Here is a 23000-nt window from a genome sequence, read left to right as displayed (position 1 = left end):
CCTTACAAACAGAAAGGCAATCTTACGGTTTCGTAAGATTGCTTGGGAAAAGCCACTTTTATATCCGAGAGGTGGTGGAGAAATCATTCTAGCCAGACGCTATCAGGTCCTCTATTCAATCGAACAACTGCAATTCGTCACGCGACATGTCAATGGCGACACGTGTCCCTTTGCCAGGCTTTGAGTCGATCGCCAACCGGTGTCCGAGGCGCTGGCAGATTTTTTTACTGAGAAACAGGCCGAGACCTGTCGATTTTTCATGAAGCCGGCCGTTCATGCCGGAATAGCCTTTATTGAAGATCTTCGGAAGGTCCTCTGAATGGATGCCCAAGCCCGTGTCTTCGATGATCAATGTTTCTGCGCTGTCCGGATCGCAGTAAATGGAGATTGAACCTTCCGGTGTATACTTCAAGCTATTCGACAAAATCTGCTCCAGCAAATTCTGCAGCCATTGGCCATCGGACAGCACGTTCATTTCGAGTGGCTGGTAATCAAGCCGAATGCCTTTGTAGATGAACAGAATGGAATATTTCTTGATCGCTTTTTTAACGACTTCATCCAGATCGACAAGGGATAATTCCATTGCCGCACCGGGTTCTTCCAGCTTGATGTAATTGAGCGCCATATGCGTATAATCTTCGAGTCTCACCAGTTCCTGTGAAATCTGCTTTGCTTCTTTTGCCCGCGAGCTTTGCGTCAGGAGGCTGATGGCAGAAATCGGCGTCTTGATCTGATGGAGCCACAATGTGAAATAATCCAGCTGGTCGGTCTGCCGTTCTGCATGCAGATTATCGGATTCCCGCAGCTGTCCAAGCAAAGACTCTATTTTTTCTATGTAGAGCTGGTCTAAGGAACCGGAACTTGTTTGAATCTCTTCGAGGCGTGAGGCATTCACCAGCTCCAGATCGCGGATCAGCTTGTAGCGTTTGGCATACGTGAAGTAATGGACAACCAAATAAATCAGCAGCAGAAATGCTGCCACCTGCAGGCTGTAGACAAACAAAGTCAGCGGGAGTCTTCCTAAGACATAGACTACTCCAAAAATGACGCTCATGCCGATGAACAAAAACAGCTGTGGCCGGATCGACAGCAGAAAGCTCTGATACAAAGCGCCTCTTGAACCTTTATGCATGGGCCGCCTCCTTATTGAGTGCATAGCCGATATTCTTTTTGGTCAGGATAAAATCCACAAGCCCTGCCTTCGCCAGTTTTTTCCGCAGCCGCGCAATATTGACGGCCAATGTATTGTCATCGATGAATGACTCGTCTTCCCACAGCTTGACCATGATTTCTTCCCGAGTCACATAGTCGCCTTTTTGCAGGAACAAGAGCTCCATGATCTTCAGTTCTGTTCGGGTCAAATCCACTTCCTGCTCCCCGGCGAACAACTTTGATTCACCTGGCTTCAGAAGTGTCTGGTTAAAGTTCAAGAAATTATCCGATTCCTTGAAATCGTAGGTCCGTCTGAGGAGCGCCTGCGTTTTGGCGACCGCGACCGTCAAATCGAAAGGCTTGGAAATAAAATCGTCCGCCCCCATTTGGATGGCCATGACGATGTCCATATTTTCATTGCGCGAAGAAATGAAAATGATCGGCACCTGCGACACTTTCCGGATTTCCTGGCACCAGTAATAGCCGTTGAAAGACGGCAGCTGGATATCCAATAAGATCAATTGCGGTGCCTTGGCTTTGAATTCTTCCAGCACTCGGCTGAAATCATCCACCAAAAAAGCTTCATAATTCCATTTTTCCAGCTCTTCTTTCAGTATGCCGGCGATCGTCAAATCGTCTTCCACAATCATGATTTTGAACATCTTATCATTCCAATCTTTTAATCTGCATAGAATAATCGATTCCGTCTATCCCTCTTCCCAGTTTAGCGAAGTTTCTTCCTGGCCACCATCAAAAACAAACCACCCTGGATTGTGGATGCAGTCTCACAATGGAAGGTGGTTCGCTCAGTAAAGGGCTATTGCTTGGTTTTCATGTATTCGTGATAGCCTTGTTTGAAGAAGCCATACCACTCGTCGATTTCTTCCTGCGGCGCGGCATTCAGCGCTTCCAATACATGTTTTCCAAATTCCAAAAATGCCGAGCCGTTGGCGGTGATGAGTTGTCCACTCCGGACAGCTTGCTGGTGAAGATAGCCGACTTCGTTGCTGTACTGATCACCTGCTGTTTCCTTCAGATCTTCCAAGTAGTTGCTGGTATGGGGGATTTCGTTTAACAGGCCATTTCTTCCGAGGAATACCGTCGCGTCACAAATCGCTCCGACTACAACTTCTTTTTCGATGGCTTTTCCGACAAGTTCCATGATCCGTTTGCTGTCTTCTTTTCGCCAGGAATTTCCACCAATCAGAATCAGTCCAGCGTACTCATCAGGTACATCATCCACGCCATAATCGGGCAGTACCGTAAAGCCGCCAATCGATTTGACCGGATCCTTCGTCAACGACACGGTCTTGACATCGAACCTTTGCCCTTCTCCTTCCGGTTCTTCGTTCAGCGCCGCAGCCAGGGAAGCCGCTTCCCAGTCCGCATACTCATCCAAAAGCACGAACAAAACTTTTTGATTGCTCATCTTTTTTCCTCCTCCCGTTTGAATACTTACTTTTCTGTTAACTGGATTATATCATAGGCAAATCACTCGAACAGCTGTGACATGATTGCTCGACAGAGAGGGTATAATAAGAGTACATCCTACTGAAAAAAGGAGAATTCGATCATGCATAAAAAAGAACTAACCCATACCGGTTGGCAGTTGGATAACAGCTATTCACGCCTGCCAGATATTTTCCACAGCAAAATTACGGTCAACCCGGTGCGTTCACCTAAACTGGTTGTATTAAATGAAGCATTGGCGGAAACGCTCGGGCTGGACCCTTCTGAATTGACGGAAGAAGACGGCGTTGCTATTCTTGCCGGCAACCAGGTTCCAGAAGGCAGCTTACCCCTTGCCCAGGCTTACGCCGGACATCAATTCGGCAATTTCACGATGCTGGGCGACGGCCGGGCCTTATTGGTGGGCGAACAACTGACGCCTGATGGCAAGCGCTTGGATATCCAATTGAAGGGTTCCGGGAGAACGCCCTATTCCCGCGGCGGCGATGGCCGGGCAGCGCTTCGTCCCATGCTCCGCGAATACCTGATCAGTGAAGCGATGCATGGTCTCGGCATCCCGACTACCCGCAGCCTTGCCGTTGTCGAAACAGGGGAGACGGTCCGCCGCGAAACTGCGCTTCCGGGGGCTGTCATGACTCGCGTCGCCGACAGCCACCTGCGCGTCGGCACGTTCCAGTACGCTGCACGATTTGGTACAAAAGAAGAGTTGAAAGCCTTGGCTGACTACGCATTGGAACGCCATTTCCCCCATGTCCAGAACAATTCAACTCCTTATCTGGCACTGTTTCAGGAAGTCATCAAGCGACAGGCCTCATTGCTTGCCAAATGGCAGCTGGCTGGATTTATTCACGGGGTCATGAATACCGACAATATGGCCATAAGCGGCGAAACGATAGACTACGGGCCTTGCGCATTCATGGACAGCTTTGATCCGAAGACGGTCTTCAGTTCAATTGATGCTCAGGGACGCTATGCTTACGGCAACCAACCGATGATTGCCGGATGGAACCTGGCCCGTTTTGCAGAAAGTTTGTTGCCTTTGCTGCACGAGACTCCGGAAGAAGCCGTCAGCATGGCACAAGACGAACTCACCAATTACATTGAGCAATTCCAGAGCCACTGGCTTGCGGGCATGCGTGGAAAACTCGGGCTCTTCAATGAAGAAGCTGAAGACTCTACGCTGGTGGAAGAGCTGCTCAATCTGATGCACGCACACGATGCCGATTACACCAACACATTTCGTGCTTTGACATTCGATAAGCTCCAGGGCGGCGAACTGTTCGATGCACAGGAATTTAAGGAATGGCACCGCTCCTGGCAAGCACGGCTGGATCGCCAGGAAGAATCGCCGGAAGAGAGCCATCAATTGATGCGCCGCAGCAATCCGGCACTCATCCCCCGCAACCATCGGGTAGAGGAAGCTTTGGCAGCAGCTGAATTCCAGGGTGATTACAGCGTGCTGCACCGGTTGCTTGCGGTTCTCGCCGACCCATATGCCCACTCTCCAGAACAAGAGGCATACGCTGAACCACCCGAGCCGACAAGCGGCCCTTACCAGACGTTTTGCGGGACATGATTTATCGATATAAAGGCATCTCAATCAGTTAAAAATTTCTTTTTGTAGTTTCGTCTTTATATTGTTACAATATTCAGTGAAAGAGGTTCTTTGCATTAAATTTTTTAAAACGAAGTGATTACTTACCAAAAAATTTATCTAAGGAGCTGGGATGATGAATCAGGAACAATTGGAATTTGTAAAAAACGGAAAAGGCTTTATTGCTGCGCTTGACCAAAGTGGCGGCAGCACACCGAAAGCATTGGCGCTTTATGGCGTATCGGAAGACCAATATTCGACTGAAGAGGAAATGTATGACTTGATCCACGAAATGCGGACACGCGTCATGACGGCACCTTCCTTCAATTCCGATTCGATAATTGGCGCAATTCTTTTCGAACAGACGATGGACCGCAAAGTGGAAGGCCAGTATACGCCTGACTACTTATGGCAGCAAAAAGGCGTCGTACCTTTTCTGAAAGTCGATAAAGGGCTTGCCGATGAAGAAAACGGCGTTCAGGTCATGAAGCTGATTTCAGATTTGGATGACGTGCTGAAGCGCGCCAATGAACGAAATGTCTTCGGAACCAAAATGCGTTCCGTGATTAAGGAAGCCAATCCTGACGGCATCAAGAAAGTGGTCGAGCAGCAATTTGAAATCGGCAAACAGATTCTCGCAGCCGGCTTGGTTCCAATTCTTGAACCTGAAGTTGACATCAACAGCAAAGACAAAGAACAATCTGAAAAAATCCTCAAAGAGGAAATGCTGAAGCACCTGGATCAGTTGAGTGACGATCAGAACGTCATGATCAAAATCACTATTCCAACAGTCGATAATTACTACAAAGAATTGATCGACCATCCGCGTGTACTTCGGGTAGTCGCACTTTCCGGCGGATACAAACGAGACGACGCCAACCAGAAATTGGCGGCCAATGAGGGGCTCATCGCCAGCTTCTCACGTGCATTATCCGAAGGCGTCAGCGCCAGCCAGTCGGATGAGGAATTCAACAACATGCTGGAAAATTCCATCAAAGGCATTTATGAAGCTTCCATTACGTAAAAAAATATGCCCCGCCGCCAATTAAGGCTGCGGGGCATATTTTTATAAAGGAGCTTAGTAGCGGCTCTCCGGGATTTTCCGGAACCACTCGAACTCACTGATGTGCAGCTCGCGCAATTGGTATTTCATGATTTTCCCGGAGGCATTCCGCGGCAATGATTCGGCTATCATATATTTACGCGGAATCTTATATCCCGGCAATTGCTCAAGGAAGTAATCCATCAATTGGTCTTCGTCGATGGTTTCCCCTTGTTTCGGCACGATGATGACACCGACAATCTCGCCCCATTCCTCTTCCGGCAAGCCGACAGTCGCAGCTTCTGCAACTTGAGGGTGGCTATTGATCACCTGCTCCACCTCGATCGAATAGATGTTTTCTCCAGCCGAGATGATGCGGTCTGCTTTTCGATCCACCAGCGAGATAAACCCGTCTTCATCGATAGTCGCCAAATCCCCCGTCAGCAGCCATCCGTTTTGGAAAGCTTCTTCCGTTTCCTCTGGCTTATTGTAATATTCCTTCATGACTGTTGCCCCTTTTAGGACAAACTCGCCGATTGTGCCAGGTTCAACATCCAGAAACTCATCGTCCACTACCCGTACCTCGGTGAAATACATCGGTTTGCCTCCTGATCCCACCTTGTTTTCATGCTGTTCGGGCAATAGGAAGACACCACCCGGTCCACCTTCAGTCAACAGGCACAGATTATAGAATTGCTGGTGTCCGAAAAAGTCCATCGCTTTTTTAACGAGGTCAGGGTCGATCGGATCGGAACCGTACATGCACTTGGCAACAGAAGACAAGTCCACTCCTTCCGTATCCGGAAGCTGAAGCAAACCGCTGTACATATCCGGCAAGCCAAAGAAAACAGTGATTTGGAACTCATTGATGAGCTCAATGGCTTTTTTAGGATGGAAGTCACGCATGATGATATTGGATGTTCCGAGCAGGATGCCCGTCACAAGAAATAAATTCAATTGAGCTGAGTGGAAAAGTGGCACCGCATGAAGGAGGCGGTCCCGGGCGCCAAGTTCGACCCCGAAAACAAATGAAGCACTGACATTCGCCAGACGCTGATGATCGAATAATGCACCTTTCGGTTTTCCTGTAGTACCTGAAGTGTAAAGGATTTCAGCGTCATCAGTACTCAACAGCTCAACCGTAGGCTCCAACGCATTTTCACTCAGTACGCTTTCCCAGCTGATATAGTCGGCATTGTCAGGCGCAGGCTGGACAATGACCTGTTGAAGAGAAGCAGCCTGCTGCTTGCCTTCTGTAATCACGCGCTCAAACTCCGCATCGCAAAAGATGAACCGGCTTTCGGATTGGCCGAAAATATAGCCGCTTTCATCGGGACTCAGCCTATAGTTGACCGGTACAGCAACGCCTCCAGCCTTCAATACTGCAAAAAAAGCCAGAACGTAATAATCGGAGTTTTTCATGAACAAGGAAACTTTATCTCCTTTTTGCAGCCCCGTATCGATCAGTCCATTCGCCAGACGATTTACTTCTTCGTTCAGCTCCTGATAAGAATACGTTCGCCCTTCATAGGTGAGTGCCATCTTATCCGGAAAACGTTTAGCGTTTTGTGTGAGTGATGCCGTGATGTTCATTTTATCTCCTCCTTCTTGGTTAATTGGTCTAACCTGCCTGTCCCCCCACTTCTCCCGTCTTAGAAATTTCCGATGTTTCGGATTCCGTTAGAAATTTCCATATTTCCTTAAATAGTATATTTAACTTTAACGTATTCAGAAAATATAGTCAATTTAAGTTTTCCGTGGCCGCTTCCTAAGAAAAGCCGGAAGATCAAAAAACGCGCTCTATTGCCAGGGCAATGAGCGCGTAACGAAAAAACTATTATATGGAAAGGAATTGCCGCAGTGGGATGGAACACCTGCTGAGTAAAGTTTCACTTTACTGCTGATCGATGCTATTTTTTGGCTGGGGAATATTCACTCCAGCCACCTGTCCAAGCAATTCTACGCCTTTAACGATGTCTTCTTCATTGGCATAGCTGAACGACAACCGAAGATACTCGAGCCCTTCCTGCTGATTGAGGAAAAAGTATTTGCCCGGGACGAAGGAAACCCCTGCAGCTAATGCTTCCGGAAGCAATTCTGAAGTATCGACACCCGGAATTTTGACCCATACAAAATATCCGCCTTTCGGAACGAACCAGGAAACCGCCGGAGGCAAAAATTCTTCTAAAGCCGCCAGCATGCTGGCACATTTTGACTCGTAGGCATCCGTCAAAAATTTCAGGTGTCCATCAAAATCGGTGGCTTCCAGGAACGAAGCCATCGTCGCCTGATCGAATGGATGGTTGAGGTCTTTTTTGAACCAGTTCAAAGGATCGATGATACGGCTATCCGCGACAACCCAGCCAATCCGCATGCCTGGAGCCACCACTTTTGATAATGAACCCACGTAGAGCACCCGGTTATTGGTGTCCATGGCCTTCAGCAGCTGCGGGCCTTCATGAAAGCCCAGCTCTCCATACGCGTCATCTTCCAAAATGATGAAATCGTATTGTTCCGCAAGCTCCAGCACATGCTGTCTGCGTTCCGGCGACAGCGTCGTGCCTGTCGGATTCTGGTAAGTCGGGATGGTATACAGCAGTCTTGGCAATGGCTGTCCTTTTTCTTTACGGTCGGCCAGCATTTCCGCAAGCTGTTTTGTCTGAAGTCCGTTTTCATCAATTGGGACCGTCATGTAATGCTCTGTGTAGTTCTGGAAAATTTCCAGGGCTTCCATATAGGTCGGCGATTCGACTGCCACTACAGCTTCGTCGTCCAATAAAACACGGGCAATCAAATCAATGGCCTGACAGGCACCGGAAGTCACGAGAAGCTCTTCATCCACTGTTTCAACTCCTCGGTGTGCCATGCGTTCCCGAAGGAATTCCTTCAGCTGCGGAACCCGTGGACTGCCCAGGTAATGGAGCGGCAAGTCGTGCTCTTCATCAAGCAAGCGGGCCACTGCTAATTTGATTTCTTCAGAAGGAACTAATGCGGGTGCAGGATAACCTGAACTGAGGCGCAGGCAGCCCGGCGGCAGCGCCGAAAGCCACTGGCCAGGCGGGTCATTTTTAAAAGCCATTTCAATATCTTTTGAAAAATGGAAGTCTGTTTTCACGTAGGTCGTTCCCCTTTCGTCTGGCTGATGGAATAATGTGAAATCTCTTATTTCTTATTCTACAGGGTGCGGCCTGCAATGTGTAGGCTGTCATAAAAATACCTGCCGCATTCCCACGCTTTCAAAAGAGCCCTGTAACTTTTTTGGCGCTTTAACGTTCTTATGCTAAAGTGATTCACTTATTTCTTAGCATACGAGGAGGCATATCCATGAAAAATAAATTTTGGCTGGGAGCCTTTTTGATTCTGATAACCGCCTTACTTTTGGCAGCTTGCGGCAGCGGACAGGGAAATGAAAATCCTTCAGACAACCCAACGACCGAAGAACCCGATACAAATGATGAAACGACTGGAGGGAGCACAGAAGGTGAAATGGAACCCACTATCGAACAACTCAACGAGGATACCTATCGCTACAGTTTAGTGAACCAGACAGACGAAGCGCATACATTTGAATTCACCAGCAGCCAGCGCTACGACTTTTCACTGGCTAATGAAAACGGTGAAGAAGTTTTCCTTTTTTCATCCGTCAGCAGCTACTTGCAGGCATTGGGTGAAGAAACCGTCGATCAGGGGGATGAACTGAGTTATGAGTTTGAAATCCCGCCGCTTGAACTGGAACCGGGCACCTATGAACTGACCGCCTGGCTGACACCTCGGCAAGGCGAGACCTATGAAGTGACGACCGAGCACATTGTGGAATAAAGCGAAACCTCTATTCCAAGAGGATTTTCTTCATCCTCTACTGCCAGCGGGATCATAAAAAATGAAGAACTGAAAAAAGACCATCGAGTGGATGGTCTTTTTTTCGTTTTCAACTACCGAAAGCTCGGTGACACCTATTTTCCACTTAGCCAGAGCCAGTCACATCAACAATAATGATGGTCGCCATTACATTCACTTCAGCTTAGACGATCAAATCGTTTTCCGCTTTTATATCGATGGCGTCCTGCAGCAGCCGTTGAAGAACAGCCGCAAAAACGGCCACCACCATTGAAGCAAAAATAACAACGATGCCAATCAGGATGCCCGGCGCATCGTCAGCTTTTGTCAACAGGTACAAAAATGGAAGCTCCAAAACATAGAGGATGCTGATGGTGACTGCACAATACTTGATGGTTTTTAAAGCTTTAACCGACAGCTTCGAGAATGCCTCGTTCCGGTCAATATAACTCAATAGTTTTAATGTCTGATACAAGGCGATAAAGAAGGGAATCATAGCCAAATACATGCCGACCAATAATGGATACTGCAACTTTTCCAGCTCAGGCAGCGCCCAATAGGGGGAATTTGGATTGAACCTGGACAAGCCGTATATGCATACAGCCAGCACCGGCACTCCCATAAGAATAATAACAGTCTTCAGAAAAAGGGTGGATCCTCGGCTCATGAAAAACACCTCGCTTATTTGTTGTTGAATTTATAATAACTTATAATTTATCGTATTACAATAAATAAATATTGTTTATGAAAACTTAATTGTTGTTAGTCCCCATTAAATTCCCTTAAAACAGAAAAACATCCCCACCATCCTTGTCAGATTGGCGGGAATGCTTTTCGCTTGTTTTTATTCGTCAATGAAACTTACTGCCAGTGCTCATGGTTTTTTAGCTTTGCTGGTTTCAACCGGTACCTCTACGCGTACTGCATCGTAGATCGAGTTGGCCAGCAAACGGTAAGAGTGTTCAGTATGGGCACGGAAAGCCAAGTCATTGGCAAACAGCGTGTACGTCGTCTCGCCGCTATCTGCTGTAAACGCCATCGTTTGGCCGCGAGCTTTTTCATGTTCCGGCCACCAGCCGGCAATGTAGAAATCATCGCTGTCCTGGAAGCTGGCCAATACTGCTGCACTTTCTGGAACACTGGAAATCCAAGAACCCGTCGTTACATACAAGTTTTCCTGCTGCTCATAACCCGCAGTCAACGGGTGCGGAGCTACTGTCGCTTTCACAAGCCCTTCATGTCTGGCTCCTGTGTTGCCGAACGCAAACCCTGGAAGCAATCCGCTATCACTGACTGCCTTCAATGCCGGTGCACCGATGCCGACATAGGTTTTCCCGCTTACTTGTTGAGCATCAAATGCGCTGGCATCACTGACAATGACATCCGCATTCGCTGGCTCCACCAACTCGAAGCCGAGCTGGCGCAAGGAGAAGTTCAATTGCGCAGAACCGGTTGTTGCAACACGCGGCTGCTCCAGAACTTCAACAGCGGCATTTTTACCATTGCCAAAAGACTCCGCTTCAAAATAATAATCATCTGCATACGGACGCAGATCATTCGTAGCTACTACATAATCGCCTGCTTCCGCTTGTCCGATGCTTTCTGTCAGCACTTCCACCGTCTTGCCTTCAGCAAGCAAGGCATTAACAACACGAACTGCGTCATTGGTCGAGTTTTCAAGAATTTGTTTTGGTGGATTTCCTTGAATAGCACTTGTTGGAATGACTACCTCCGTTACTTCCTTGGTTTTGCCATCAAATAAGCCTTCCTCGCGAACTTCCACAAGGTCGAACCCTCTCAAATCCGAGAAGTTGACGACGATCGGGTCATACATCGCGTCCCAATCGGATACATTGTCTCCTTCATATAACATGGCATTTGCCAAGCCGCGTTTTGCCTGATGCATCGGCACGATGAATGTTCCTTTCGGATACGTTATGCCGCCAATGGCTGTCGGCTTGGTCGTCTTCTCGACTTCCACACCGTTGCGGATCAAATACTCCGCCATATTATAAGCTTCCAATACATTTTTTTGCGTTTTGGAATCTGCCGGAATGACGTAATAATCCGGGAAGAAGTTTTCATTGCCGTCACGGATCCGGCCGATCGACTCACCCGCTGCGTTGACCAGATGTTCATCAACAGCCCGGTTGTCTTCTCCATTGACTCCACGCTTGAAAATTTCCAACTGTTCTTTGTACAATTCATCTTTATTGTCGTGCACATATTTTGCGGCACCCAGGCCGCTGCCCACCAAGGCGTTGTAAGAATCCTGGCTGAGCGTCGGGACTTCGATCGTGTGGCTTAGCGCCCCATGGAGCATGCCATACATCGCAGTGTACGCCGGTGTCATATCATCCCAACCAGATCCGTAGCCTTCTTTGGCTATAAAATAAGAGGTCAGATCTGAATTGGCGATTCCCGCATTGCCTAAAGCATGTGCTTGTTCCATCATATTGCCGATCAACAAGTCATATTCAAAATTCGGGTTATGCGGCGGTGTCGCCGGCTCAATCAAGAATCCATCGACATAGCCATGAAAATCGACGAAAGATAAAGGGGTCCACTGTGACACCACTTCATTCACCTGCTGTGTTTCTAACTGCGTTTGATAAGCATTATCCCGGTTCAAGTCAAAGCCCTCACCGTTTGCCCGTGTATTGGCCGCTCTGCCATCTGGGTTGCTCGTGAACATGTACAGGAAAATTGCATCATCCAAAACATCGTCCACATTCAAGGTCTCGCTAATTTCTGTTGTACCTTCTGTATTATTGAAGGTGATTTCTTCTTCGAGTGCAAACTTCTCCAGCAATTCAACTTGAACATCCACACCTTCCACTTCATCCGGGTGGATATTATTGAACCAGATTGGAACCTGGTAATCTTCCATCGAGCCATTCTCAAGCTTTTCGATCAGGCTTGCCGGATCTTCCAAAGCTGTCGGCAGTGTTTCATGAAGATATGTATCCACTGCCTCTTCATCTCTCGCAAGAATGACGAAATGAATGTCGCGCCCTTGAGAGGTTTCCCCTACTTTTTGATACTCAAGATACCGGTCATTGTCTCCGTCTTCTTCAGCAGCTTCGAAAATTTCATCGATCGCTGGTTTCAATTCGTCGTAGACTTTGAATTCGTCATAGACATTCCACTCGACAGTTGCAGCCGCTTTAGCGCCGCTTGCTGAATCGATCATGGCCAATTCATAGTCACCGATGAACTGCTGATATTGCGTACGGATTGTACGGTTTGATAAATCTCCCGTCCCGTAGGGCAAGCCGAACTCCAATGTTGCTGTGATTTCAGTGGTGCCTTCCACGAAGCTTGGTCCTTCGACAACGGTAATGAATGGTGCGCCGTCGTAATTTGTTCCTGAGGTCCACGTCTGCCATTCGGATAATGGTTTCCCTCCAAATTGAAACGCCAGATTCTGCAGATCCACGCCTTCTCCTAAATCAGCGCTGAGTTCTACAGTACGCGCTTCTGTCATTGAAAATACCGATTGGCTGAGTGCCAATTCCGTGGCCCGATCTGTCTCAACAGCGGCCATTGACGGCACAAACAACGACAACATCAAAACGGCTGCTGCCACACTCGAAAACATCTTTTTCATCCATTCACCCATCCCTTCCAATTTGTTTTGATTCTTACATCCATCAATATAACAGAATATTTCGTATTCCGAAAAGCTAAATCAATTGTTTTTCAAAGTCAGTACTTTCTTCCAGTTTTTCAATCTATTTATTCTGTCAACTATAGTTTGATAGTCACTTGATTAAAAGCTGAAAATAGGACCATTCAGTCATTCCACAAAAAAGCACGAACTTTTGTTTTTCACAAAAGTTCGTGCAAGCTTCAATAATTGAAGTTGTTCTTTATTCACTTTCTAAAGAAGCAATATACTCTTTAACAACCTCATAGACATATTCCTGGTTCGCTATTGCAGTATCTGCATTATAAGCGCCGTCGTTGGTTTTATTGTTCGACAGAATTCGGATTGCGAGGAAAGGTACATCATAGGCTTTCGAAATCATCGCAACAGATGCCGATTCCATTTCTTCAACTGACGTGCCATAGTTTTCATGGAACCAGTTGATGCGGTCCACTTCGTTATTCCACAAGTCAGCCGAGCCGATTGTCCCTTCGACGATCTTGCCTTTCGTGTAGCTGTCCTTCACGGCGTTCGCTGCAGCCAATAGATCAGCATCCCCTTCATAATAACGGGCTTTTTCTGCATTCGGATCTTCTCCTGCACTTCCTTCAGAAGCCATGACGTCCATCGGCTTCCATTCGGTCGGTTCAATGCCTTCACCTGCTGCACGGTCTCCCGTCTTCATCGAGCCGATGTTGACCGTACGTTCTCCAAGAACGATATCGAACACATTCAGTTCCGGATCGTGCCCACCTGACGTTCCCTGGTTGATGATGGCGGCCGGATTGTATTTTTCAATAGCGATTGCCGTAGAGGCAGCCGCGTTTTCCATGCCTTTGCCTGTTTTTGATACGATGACTGGATAGCCATCAACCGTACCGATATAAAATTCATACGTCGAACCTGATTCTTCCACCTTTACGTTTTCAAGGCGCTCCGCGAAGGTTTCAGCTTCAATCGGCATAGGTCCCTGAATCAGGATCGGTCGTTTGGTTTCTTCTTTGTCTTCTGTTGCTTCAGCTTCATCCGCTGAACTGCACCCAGCGAGCACCGCCAATAAGATCATGGCTATGATTCCCAATAAAATGCGATTGCTTAGTCCTGTCTTCGATTGAATCTTTTTCATGTGAATTTCCTCCTTGATGTCTGCTCAACGGCAATGCGGCCAAAGAAAAAAGGCCCTGAAACGGTCTGAAAAACACTACCTTTCGGACATTTGGGAGCCAAAGTTTCAATTGAATAAGGAGAGCTGATCCACACGCCAAGCATTCAAAAAGTGATTGGCCGAAAACTCGGCTAACCAGATACTTCGGCTCGTAGTCCGGTTCTTTAAGGGGAACCTGGTAGAAACACTCGGACCGTATTACCGAGTTTATACGAGCGATATATTGTTTTTCTGTTACTTGGCAACTATAGCAAACACAAAACAACTGGTCAACAAAATAACGAACATTAAACCATAAGTAACGATTTAATGTTCGTTAAAATAGGATATAATGATGGGTTCTACTCTTTAAGAAGCATAATCCCCTTCTTTTTCCTCACTTGTTTCTTTCACCTTCTTTTCCAATTGTTCATATATATCTTTGCGGATCGTGTCTTTCCTCTCTTTTTCCTGTCTGAAGTATTGAGTAAGGGTTTCATGTCTAGTAGTTGCCAATTTATTGTATTGATCGGCCGCTTCCTTGTCTTTGAATTTGCCAAACTCCTCCAGCTCATCTTGTAGACGATTCATTTTATTGTTTTCAGCCAGGGATTTCCCGTAGATTTCATTATTGTAGCTCAATAAGTCTCCGGCAATATCGTTGCTTTGCTGGAGAATTTCCAAATACCGGTCATTTCCCCAGGCCAACCATTCCCAGTATAGGCGACTGTGTTCCTGTTTGAGGTACTCATTCAAATCGCTTTCCGAATAGACGGATTTATATTGTCCATTCCCTGCTTTCGCTACAGCTTCCAGCTGGGCCTGGCCTTCGTTGTCAACATCAAAGCCGATGATGTTCACTTCTGCCTGAATAGCGGATCCAGTCAATGAAGCAGCAGCAGACACTGGATCGCCGCCACAAGTTTCAATGCCATCACTGACCACATAAACTACATTACGGACATTTTCACCTTTTTGTTCTTTGAGATCTTCCTTGGCAGCTTCAATCGCCCCTGCTAAAGGTGTCCAACCTGTCGGAGCGAACTGATCCAAGGATTTGCTGAATGCCTGCTCATCATAGACACCCAGATCATAGACCACTTCATTGCTGTTACAGGACATATCCTTGTCCGCATTGGTGCCGGTCCCTTCATGTCCATAAACCCGAAGCATGACGTTGGATCCTTCCGGCAAGTCTGCTGCATATGTCTGCACTGCTTCTTTAGCCAGTTTCATCTTTTCACCGCCCGATACCTGTCCTGCCATGCTTCCACTTGCATCGAGCAGAATTGCGACATTGACCGTTTCCTCTTGAGGCAATGTAATGCTGTCTTCCGGAGTAGAGGAATCCATGGTAATCACGGGATCAATGGCTTCAAACTTCTCTGCGGCTTCCTCAATGTCCACCGCCACCAGTGAGACTGCAAAGGAGTAAGCTTCCTCTCCTGACATTCCTTCAGGTGCCGCTTCCAGTTCTGCTTGCAGCTCTTCCTTTTGCTGATCCGTCATCTGCTGGATATTGTACTTGCCTTTCTCTTTCACAATCTCTTCTACATTATGTACAGCCGCTTCCGCGGTTTCGGTTTCTGCCACCTTTTTTTCTACCACCGTTTCTTCTTCAGCTGTTTGCTCTTGCCCGGCAGCCGGCACCTTGGATGCATCATCTTCATTATCCGAACATCCCGTAAGTATTACGGTGGATAAAAAGCCAGCCACCATCAATCCGTTGAACTTCTTCATAAAACGTTTCACTCCATTCGTCTTTCTTTCATAGTTTACGGCTTTGTTCATAAAGAAGTTTCGTTTTCCACAGTTATTTGGAATAAACGAAAAGCCATACCTTCCATCCAGTTCAATGGAGGAGTATGACTTTTCAGCTTTATGGCGTCAGTCAGTTTCACAAATATCTTTCAGATTTTTCAGGGTCTGTTCTGCCGAATTGTCCATCAGCTTTTTCACGATCAGCTTATTGGCGACTTTCCCAAACACACTGCCCGGCAATTCATATCCCATTTCAAACTTGACCTCTGTTCCGGTTCCTTCCGTATGATAAGTCCAGGACTGCTTTGAATTGATGGCTCCACTGATTTGGCCGTTCCAAAAACGGCTATTGCCTGCACGTGATTTTTCTATCACTTCAAGTGATATCGGCAGGTTCATTCCCAGCAACGTATATTTCATGTCCATGGTTGTCCCTACTTCGCCGTCCCCTTTTAAATTCTCAAGCTCCGAAAGACCTGTATACCATTGGTGCCAATAAACAGGATTTGACGCATAGTTGAAAACTTCCTCAACCGACCGATCGATCACAATACTTTTTCGAATCGTCCACATGCTTTTCTCCTCCTTCGTATACTGATTTTCACCTTTTTGGACATATTCACTGTTTTGCAGTTAATGCACTCAATTTCCGTTTTCGTTATGTAGGTTCATCTTATTATCCTTTTAGAACATTGTAAAAGAAAGCCACTTGTGCCGGCCAAAACCATAGCTTTCAAGAAATGATAGTGGGAAATCAATTTTTTTCATGTTTACAAGAACGCCGTTTTATTCACATCAAAAAACTCTCCAGTGCATCGGCCGGCCACTGAAGCCGTTGATGCGCTGGAGAGCAACTGTCATTCCTGGCGTTTCTTCACCGGAATCCAGATTTCACTATAGACATTCTGCAGATCCGACATATCCCCGTTGAAGGAAATTTCCGGTCCGTCGACCAATTCATAGTTTGAAGATGGCAGCCAGTCCGAAAAGATTTTGCCCCAGGTGTCCTGCAGCTTTTGCGGAAACGGGCCTTCCAGACTGAAAATCGCCCAACTTCCCGCAGGCACTTCCACGATATCAAAGCCTTCGAAATCGCTTTCTAAGGTCGTAATCGATCCCACCAGATGATCCAGCTGGCCTTTTTCCTCCAAGCGCCCATCATCAAAGTTAAGCGATGCGTTAACGACGGTCTGGACATCCGTATTGCGCCATTGTTGCAGCTGTCCGCGCTGTTCGCCAGTAATGGACTGCCCCATCTTCATGATTTCCGGATTGGGCCCTTCGAAAACGATGGGCACGCGTTTTTTGATTCCTACTAATTTAAAAGCGTCTTTTTCTGCGATGCGGCATTCCATATCCATTCCTCCTTGAATCGTCAATTGGAAAGTCAGGCGTGGAAATGCTTTGAAGCGACCGCTGTTCTTCACTTCCGATGGACTCATGCCAGACCATTCACGGAATGCCCGGCTGAAGCCGTCTGCCGAGTCATAGCCATATTTGACGGCTACATCCAAAACCCTTTGTTCCCGCTGCAGATCGATGGCGGCCTCCGACAATCGGCGGCTGCGGATATAGCTGCTCAATCCCATGCCCGACAAATACGAAAACATTTTCCGGAAATGGAATTCTGACACCCCGGCAATTGTTGCTACTTTAGTGAAATCGATGTCTCCATCCAGATGGTCCTCGATATAGCGCAGCGCTTCATTCATATGCTTCAGCATATCCACGCACACCCCTCCTTTCCCTTTCTATTCTAATGGGAATAAAACCAGCGCATCCGACTTTTTCTGTACGGAAACGGTCGCTTCATTGTTGTTCACGCATCGTCTTCTCAGCCGGAAACTTATTGGGGACCTTACTATTTCCAGTAACTCATCTGCTTCGAGACGATTTTCATAAACTCATCAAAAGAAGACGAGTATCGGTTCCAATGATGGTACCACTTCCTGATGGTGTCCAATAACCAGTAAGGCATCGGCTTGCCATCGATGAGCGGATAATATTCCTCATAGGCTTTTTTCAAATGCTCCCACCTAAAATCATTGCCGGGTTTTATATACTCGGAAACATCCAGAAGCTTCGCCCGCCCGTTCTGCAATAAAATATTTTTCAAATGGATATCCCGTGGATTTAACCCGATTTGCCGGATATAATTCCTGGCCTCTTCTACATCCTCCATCACTCGTTTCGAAACATGAACTCCCTGCAGCAGACAATCAAACAGGGTTAAGCCTTCTTCATACTTGATCACCAGCAACCGGTCCGTTAGACCATAACAGCTGGAGAAATAAGGCGAGAAGTCAATTTGCGCATAAACTTTCGCTTCCGCTTCGAGCTTATCCTGTTTGTTTTCTGCATATATTTTGAAAGCATATTTTGGTGTTTCCAAAAATTGGAACACTGCTGCATCAGTTCCGACTCCGATGCAGCGGAATCCCTCTGCAATCCCTTCTATGCTCACCGGTTCATTATCCGGATTGGCTACTATCTTAATTGCTGACAGCAATTCCGCAATCTCTTGCCATGATTTCTCCATAACAACTCTCCCTCATCCCCAAAATTGCGTAGCGATTCTTGGTCTTTAGTTGACGAATGTCTCCGCGCTAAGATCCCATTTCGGCGAAAACATTGACAGACTCATGCACATGCTCTATTGTTAACTACGCGATGAGCTCGTTTGCGTAAGACGGACAAGCACTCCTTTTTGGAAACACGTTGTGGAGCGTGGCTTGATACGCCGCAAACTATCGAAAACATCTTGCCCTCGGGCAAGGTGTTTTTTTCTGTTTTATGGTCAAAATTTCAGACGCCTGCTTAATGAAGAATATACAGGCTAATTGGACCTATTAGTAGACGAAAATCCATTATTTCATCTGGCTGGCAGATTTTATTCTTATTCAGGTGAATAAAACCGGTGTACTTCTTATACTATATGGCTTGTGGAGGCTTTGTTTGCGGGATAATCGGCTTTGTTTGCGGAATCGACACCGTTGTTTGCGGAATACCGATGTTTGTTTGCGCAATATCCGGTTTGTTTGCGGAATAGCAGACTTTGTTTGCGCTACAGCAAATTCCCCGCTCATCCGCTGTCCCCAACACAAAAGCCCCTGTCCTCAAGCAAATCGCTCGAGGGCAGGGGCTTTCTGCTTCACAATTCGTAGACGCGTGCTTCAAAAGGCTTCAATTGCTTTGGATCCGGCTGCTGGTAATTGTTCAACAAGCAGCGTGCCGATTCCGGCTCGTCCCAATAGCAGGCGTATTCCGTCAAATTGGTGATGACCAATAGGGTCTTTTCTTCATTCGAACGGGTGTAGGCATAAATCGATTCGTGGCCGACATCCTGCAGCTCGTAGTTTCCATAGACCAGGACATTCTGTTGCTTGCGCAGCCAGATCATTTTCCGGTAAAACCAAAGAACGGAATGCGGGTCCCGCAGCTGTGCTGCCACATTGATCTCTTCGTAGTTCGGATTGACGCGGAGCCATGGCTCGCCGGTTGAAAATCCGGCATTCGGGCTGGCATCCCATTGCATCGGCGTACGAGAATGGTCACGGCTTTGCGCCTTGATGATCGTCATCACAGCGTCGTGCTCCATACCTTCCGAACGGTTGAAATGGTACAGGTTATGCGTTTGGATATCGTTGTAATGCGCCAGTTCTTCAAACGGCGCATTGGTCATGCCGATTTCCTGTCCCTGGTAGATGAACGGCGTGCCCTGCATGAAGAAATACATGCAGGCGATCGCTGTGGCACTTTCTCGCCAGTACTGCTGGTCATCGCCCCAGGAAGAGACAATGCGCGGCTTGTCGTGATTTTCCACGAATAATGCGTTCCACCCATGCCCTTCCACAGCTTTCTGCCATTTGGTCAGCACTTCCTTCAATTTCGGCACGTCAATTCCCGTTGTCGAATCGGTATCCCAAAGGCCCATGCTTTCGAATTGGAACACCATATCGAATTTCCCGTCATCCTCGGAAATCCATTCCTTGATGTCTCCTGCCTGAACGCCATTCGCTTCGCCGACCGTCATGATGTCGTGTTTCGCAAATGTCTCATCACGCAATTCCGCAAGCAGGGGCTGGATGCCTTTGACATTCATCATTTTTTCCCATGCCGGCACATACAGATTCTGTTCCGGGTCCTCGATGTCGCTCAACTCTTTTTTGATATGGCTGATGGCATCTACCCGGAATCCATCGATTCCTTTGTCGAGCCACCAATTGACCATGTCATACAAAGACTGCCGTACTTCCGGGTTTTCCCAGTTCAAGTCCGGCTGTTTTTTAGAGAATAAATGCAGATAATATTGTTTGGTTTCCTGATCGTATTCCCAGGCGGTTCCGCCGAAAATACTTTCCCAATTCGTCGGCTCATCGCTCCAGATGTACCAATCACGTTTAGCGTTATCAAGTGAAGCGCGTGATTCCATGAACCATGGATGCTCATCACTCGTATGATTGATGACCAAATCGATGATCAGCTTCATATCCCGCGCATGCACTTCTTGGAGCAAGCGGTCAAAATCCGCCATCGTTCCGAACTCTTCCATAATATCCTGATAGTCGCTTATGTCATAACCATTGTCATCATTGGGTGACTTATACATTGGACAAATCCAAATCACATCAATCCCAAGGTCTTTCAAATAATCCAACTTACTCGTCACGCCGTTGATGTCCCCAACGCCGTCACTGTTCGAATCCTTAAAACTTCTCGGATACACCTGATATGCAACTGCTTCTTTCCACCATTTCTTGTTCATAACTGATCCCTCACAAAGACCTTGGCCCGTCTCCCTATCAATCAATCGGCCTTAACCCCTGATTTGTTCCGAAGATGTCCGAACGCCTATTTCAACTTTTATTCGTTTCCATTATCCAGCAACATTTTTTTAGAAAAACTAATTACAAGTTGATAGTGTAGCAGAATTCGCAAAAAATTACCAAGGCAGCAGACCGACTATTTTATGGATTTTAGTTGGATTCATCACCTTCCCCTTTGTGAATATCTTTTTATATAACCGCTATACCAATAAAAAAACCTATTTTGTGAAGTTTTCTGACATTAATTTTATGTTACCGTTTTCATTTGGACACATGTCTGATCTATGGCTTATTTTGTCCTTACAGCCTTTACCCTTTAAATCAAGAGCGATATTTGAATAATTTTGTTTATGGAGTTCCGGACAAAATCATGCTTCCTCTCTATCCTAAAAAGTAGATTTCGAGGTAACCGGAACCTGCAGTCGACTTGGCAAAAAAAATTTCACTGTTGTTCTTGATAATCATTAACTTTATGAAATTCGGGAATACACTATTAGAGAAACGGAAAGGATGATCGATTATGAAAAATAAATTGGCAGCCGCGCTGCTCGCGATTTTCCTCGGCGACTTCGGCGCGCATAAATTTTACTTAGGCAAACCGGGCATGGGGATTCTGTATCTGTTGTTCTTTTGGACAGGCATCCCTGCAGTTATTGGTATAATTGAAGGAATCCTCTACCTATTGCAGTCTGAAGAAGACTTTCAGAGAAAACATGGCAGAGGCTGATCCACTGGATTATTTCTACAGTTTTAAGGAGGCAATGAATTTTGCAGCTTGAACCGATTTCCGACCACCTGCAGAAAGACTTGAAGATTTTATTTGTCGGGTTCAATCCGAGCATCCGCTCTTCGGAAACCGGCTTTCATTACGCCAATCCGAACAACCGGTTCTGGAAAATTCTCCACCAAGCTGGATTGACGCCTCGAAAATACCGGCCTGAGGAAAACAGTGAGTTGCTTGCGCTTGGATATGGACTGACGAATATCGTTGCGCGTCCGACCAAGGAAGCCGCGGAAATTTCCAAAGAGGAATATGCCGAAGGCGCCAAGCTGCTGGAACAGAAAATCAGACAGGTGAATCCGAAAGCTGTCTGTTTTGTCGGCAAAGGCGTCTACCAACAATTCAGCAAACAAAAAACCGTTTCCTGGGGCGTCCAGCAAGAACCGGTCATCCCGGGAATTGTTGAATATGTCGCTCCGTCCTCGAGCGGACTGGTGCGCATGAAGCTGGATGACATTGTGGAGATTTACAGCGGGTTGAATGATTATATTTAATGCATGATTAAAAAGCTGCACCTGGCCATATGCCATGTGCAGCTTTTCAGTTAGGTTTTTGTTTTTATCTGTGAACAACTTCGCCAGACCAATGCCACTGATCAAGGATCCACTGAAATTTGCCAGTTGAATTATTAGGCGTTTTGTTGATTGGTCTGCTTGGCTTCAACAAGCTTAGTGTCCAATGCCAACATTCTGCTGCCGTTGACCGCAAGGAAAATCGCGATTGCCAGGAAGGCGATGTCCAATTCATAGCCTGCTCCTGTCCCATCACCCAAAAAGCCAGCTGAAAGTTTGGCGGTGAAAATGGCACCCAGCATAACAATTGCCAATAAGATCGATACGATGCGAGTTCCAAAACCAATGATCAACGCAAATCCGCCGACCATTTCGATGATGGCCACTGCGTAAGCAAGTGATCCCGGTATGCCGATGCTGTCGAACCAGCCTACTGTATTGCCGATGCCCCCCTGAAACTTCACCAATCCGTGAATAAAGAAACTGATTCCCAATACGACGCGCAACAACAATGTACTTGCTTCAACTTTATTTGTCATTTTTATTTCCTCCTATGAATGCTTTATTTCTTACTGCCTGCTAATGAATCTGAAAGCCATTTATTAAAATCCTGATAGTTCTCCATAGAAACGGTATGCGGGGACGGGTAATTCTTAAATGTTACATCTGCTCTCAACTGCTGAAAATAATCCCGGCTCGCCTCTCCCCATTCAAATGGCAGTGCTTGGTCCATTTCTCCGTGTGAAATGAACAGCGACAGCCCCTTCATCGATTTATCCCGGAATTCGGTTTTGACGAACGCTGGAACATAGCCGCTCAAAGCAACAATCCCTTTCACCGGGTTTTCTGTTTTCAACCCGACCGTCATCGATAAAATCGCTCCTTGGCTGAATCCCATCAAATAGATCTGGGCTTTGTCCACGGGATATTCATCTTTTGTCCAATCTACAAAGCCGATGACCTGCTCAACTGCCCGGTCAAATGCATGGCGATGCGGTTTGCCGTACCCTTCAATTGTAAAAAAAGCAAAACCCGGCGGTTGAGCAAGAGGTCCGCGGATACTGAAAATAAAACATTGCTCTTCAAATCCGCTTACCAAGCTCAGCATATCTTTTTCATTACTGCTCATGCCATGCATGATAAAAAGTGCTGGATAGGTTTTTGTTGGATCCAAATCGTTCGGACCACGCATTTCATAAATCAATGGTGCGCTCATTATAGCCCTCCTCTCT

Annotated in this window: 20 protein-coding genes and 1 riboswitch; of the genes, 5 read left to right on the top strand and 15 right to left on the bottom strand. The window is 46.8% G+C overall.

Going from position 1 to position 23000, the window contains the following annotated elements:
- Positions 1-115 precede the first annotated feature (115 nt).
- From K8U60_RS05795 to K8U60_RS05785, 3 genes are all read right to left on the bottom strand, one after another.
- Complete coding sequence (locus K8U60_RS05795; RefSeq protein ID WP_223635656.1) at positions 116-1132, bottom strand: sensor histidine kinase; 1017 nt, start codon at positions 1130-1132, stop codon at positions 116-118.
- Complete coding sequence (locus K8U60_RS05790; protein WP_223635653.1) at positions 1125-1814, bottom strand: response regulator transcription factor; 690 nt, start codon at positions 1812-1814, stop codon at positions 1125-1127. The genes K8U60_RS05795 and K8U60_RS05790 overlap by 8 nt, the downstream gene beginning before the upstream one ends.
- A gap of 155 nt (positions 1815-1969) precedes the next feature.
- Complete coding sequence (locus K8U60_RS05785) at positions 1970-2581, bottom strand: type 1 glutamine amidotransferase family protein (RefSeq protein WP_223635650.1); 612 nt, start codon at positions 2579-2581, stop codon at positions 1970-1972.
- A 141-nt stretch (positions 2582-2722) separates the two neighbouring features.
- On the opposite strand from K8U60_RS05785, the gene K8U60_RS05780 reads away from it, so the two are divergent.
- Together K8U60_RS05780 and K8U60_RS05775 are read left to right on the top strand one after the other, a co-directional pair.
- Complete coding sequence (locus tag K8U60_RS05780; protein WP_411730347.1) at positions 2723-4198, top strand: protein adenylyltransferase SelO; 1476 nt, start codon at positions 2723-2725, stop codon at positions 4196-4198.
- A gap of 154 nt (positions 4199-4352) precedes the next feature.
- Positions 4353-5240, top strand: a complete 888-nt coding sequence (locus K8U60_RS05775) for a fructose bisphosphate aldolase (protein ID WP_223636033.1) — start codon at positions 4353-4355, stop codon at positions 5238-5240.
- Between the two features lie 54 nt (positions 5241-5294).
- Here the strand turns inward: K8U60_RS05775 and K8U60_RS05770 are convergent, their stop codons facing one another.
- Both K8U60_RS05770 and K8U60_RS05765 read right to left on the bottom strand, forming a co-directional pair.
- Complete coding sequence (locus K8U60_RS05770; RefSeq protein WP_223635644.1) at positions 5295-6851, bottom strand: class I adenylate-forming enzyme family protein; 1557 nt, start codon at positions 6849-6851, stop codon at positions 5295-5297.
- A 301-nt stretch (positions 6852-7152) separates the two neighbouring features.
- Positions 7153-8373 (bottom strand): aminotransferase-like domain-containing protein, encoded by a 1221-nt coding sequence (locus K8U60_RS05765; RefSeq protein ID WP_223635641.1) that lies wholly within the window; start codon positions 8371-8373, stop codon positions 7153-7155.
- Positions 8374-8582: 209 nt separating this feature from the next.
- On the opposite strand from K8U60_RS05765, the gene K8U60_RS05760 reads away from it, so the two are divergent.
- Positions 8583-9077, top strand: coding sequence for a BsuPI-related putative proteinase inhibitor (locus K8U60_RS05760; protein ID WP_223635638.1), 495 nt, complete (start codon positions 8583-8585; stop codon positions 9075-9077).
- A gap of 202 nt (positions 9078-9279) precedes the next feature.
- Here the strand turns inward: K8U60_RS05760 and K8U60_RS05755 are convergent, their stop codons facing one another.
- The 8 genes from K8U60_RS05755 to K8U60_RS05720 form a co-directional block, all read right to left on the bottom strand.
- Positions 9280-9762: a DUF2975 domain-containing protein gene (locus tag K8U60_RS05755; RefSeq protein WP_223635635.1), complete on the bottom strand. Its 483-nt coding sequence runs from the start codon at positions 9760-9762 to the stop codon at positions 9280-9282.
- Positions 9763-9969: 207 nt separating this feature from the next.
- Positions 9970-12705 carry a M14 family metallopeptidase gene (locus K8U60_RS05750; protein ID WP_223635633.1) on the bottom strand — a complete coding sequence of 912 codons (2736 nt, stop codon included), beginning with the start codon at positions 12703-12705 and terminating at the stop codon, positions 9970-9972.
- Between the two features lie 262 nt (positions 12706-12967).
- Positions 12968-13870 carry a 5'-methylthioadenosine/S-adenosylhomocysteine nucleosidase gene (mtnN, locus tag K8U60_RS05745; protein WP_223635630.1) on the bottom strand — a complete coding sequence of 301 codons (903 nt, stop codon included), beginning with the start codon at positions 13868-13870 and terminating at the stop codon, positions 12968-12970.
- Positions 13871-14041: 171 nt separating this feature from the next.
- A riboswitch (purine riboswitch) is annotated at positions 14042-14144 on the bottom strand.
- A gap of 113 nt (positions 14145-14257) precedes the next feature.
- Positions 14258-15628: a vWA domain-containing protein gene (locus K8U60_RS05740; protein WP_223635627.1), complete on the bottom strand. Its 1371-nt coding sequence runs from the start codon at positions 15626-15628 to the stop codon at positions 14258-14260.
- 147 nt (positions 15629-15775) lie between these two features.
- Complete coding sequence (locus tag K8U60_RS05735; RefSeq protein ID WP_223635625.1) at positions 15776-16222, bottom strand: SRPBCC family protein; 447 nt, start codon at positions 16220-16222, stop codon at positions 15776-15778.
- 284 nt (positions 16223-16506) lie between these two features.
- The gene (locus K8U60_RS05730) at positions 16507-17373 is read right to left on the bottom strand and encodes an AraC family transcriptional regulator (protein WP_223636030.1); all 867 of its coding nucleotides are present in this window, start codon (positions 17371-17373) and stop codon (positions 16507-16509) included.
- Between the two features lie 137 nt (positions 17374-17510).
- A complete protein-coding gene (locus K8U60_RS05725; protein WP_223635622.1) occupies positions 17511-18188 on the bottom strand; it encodes a protein kinase family protein in 678 nt (225 codons plus the stop codon).
- Between the two features lie 612 nt (positions 18189-18800).
- Complete coding sequence (locus K8U60_RS05720) at positions 18801-20414, bottom strand: glycoside hydrolase family 13 protein (protein WP_223635619.1); 1614 nt, start codon at positions 20412-20414, stop codon at positions 18801-18803.
- Positions 20415-20995: 581 nt separating this feature from the next.
- Here K8U60_RS05720 and K8U60_RS05715 point away from each other — a divergent pair.
- The gene (locus K8U60_RS05715; protein WP_223635617.1) at positions 20996-21202 is read left to right on the top strand and encodes a TM2 domain-containing protein; all 207 of its coding nucleotides are present in this window, start codon (positions 20996-20998) and stop codon (positions 21200-21202) included.
- A 38-nt stretch (positions 21203-21240) separates the two neighbouring features.
- On the top strand, positions 21241-21750 hold the full coding sequence (mug, locus tag K8U60_RS05710; RefSeq protein WP_223636027.1) for a G/U mismatch-specific DNA glycosylase: 510 nt from the start codon (positions 21241-21243) through the stop codon (positions 21748-21750).
- A gap of 134 nt (positions 21751-21884) precedes the next feature.
- On the opposite strand, the gene K8U60_RS05705 is transcribed toward mug, so the two are convergent.
- The gene (locus K8U60_RS05705; RefSeq protein WP_223635614.1) at positions 21885-22307 is read right to left on the bottom strand and encodes a DoxX family protein; all 423 of its coding nucleotides are present in this window, start codon (positions 22305-22307) and stop codon (positions 21885-21887) included.
- Between the two features lie 23 nt (positions 22308-22330).
- Positions 22331-22984, bottom strand: a complete 654-nt coding sequence (locus K8U60_RS05700; protein ID WP_223635611.1) for an alpha/beta hydrolase — start codon at positions 22982-22984, stop codon at positions 22331-22333.
- Between the last annotated feature and the right edge of the window lie 16 nt (positions 22985-23000).

Source organism: Planococcus circulans (assembly GCF_020023385.1).
Lineage (GTDB): Bacteria > Bacillota > Bacilli > Bacillales_A > Planococcaceae > Planococcus.
This window is presented reverse-complemented; position numbering and strand designations above follow the sequence as displayed.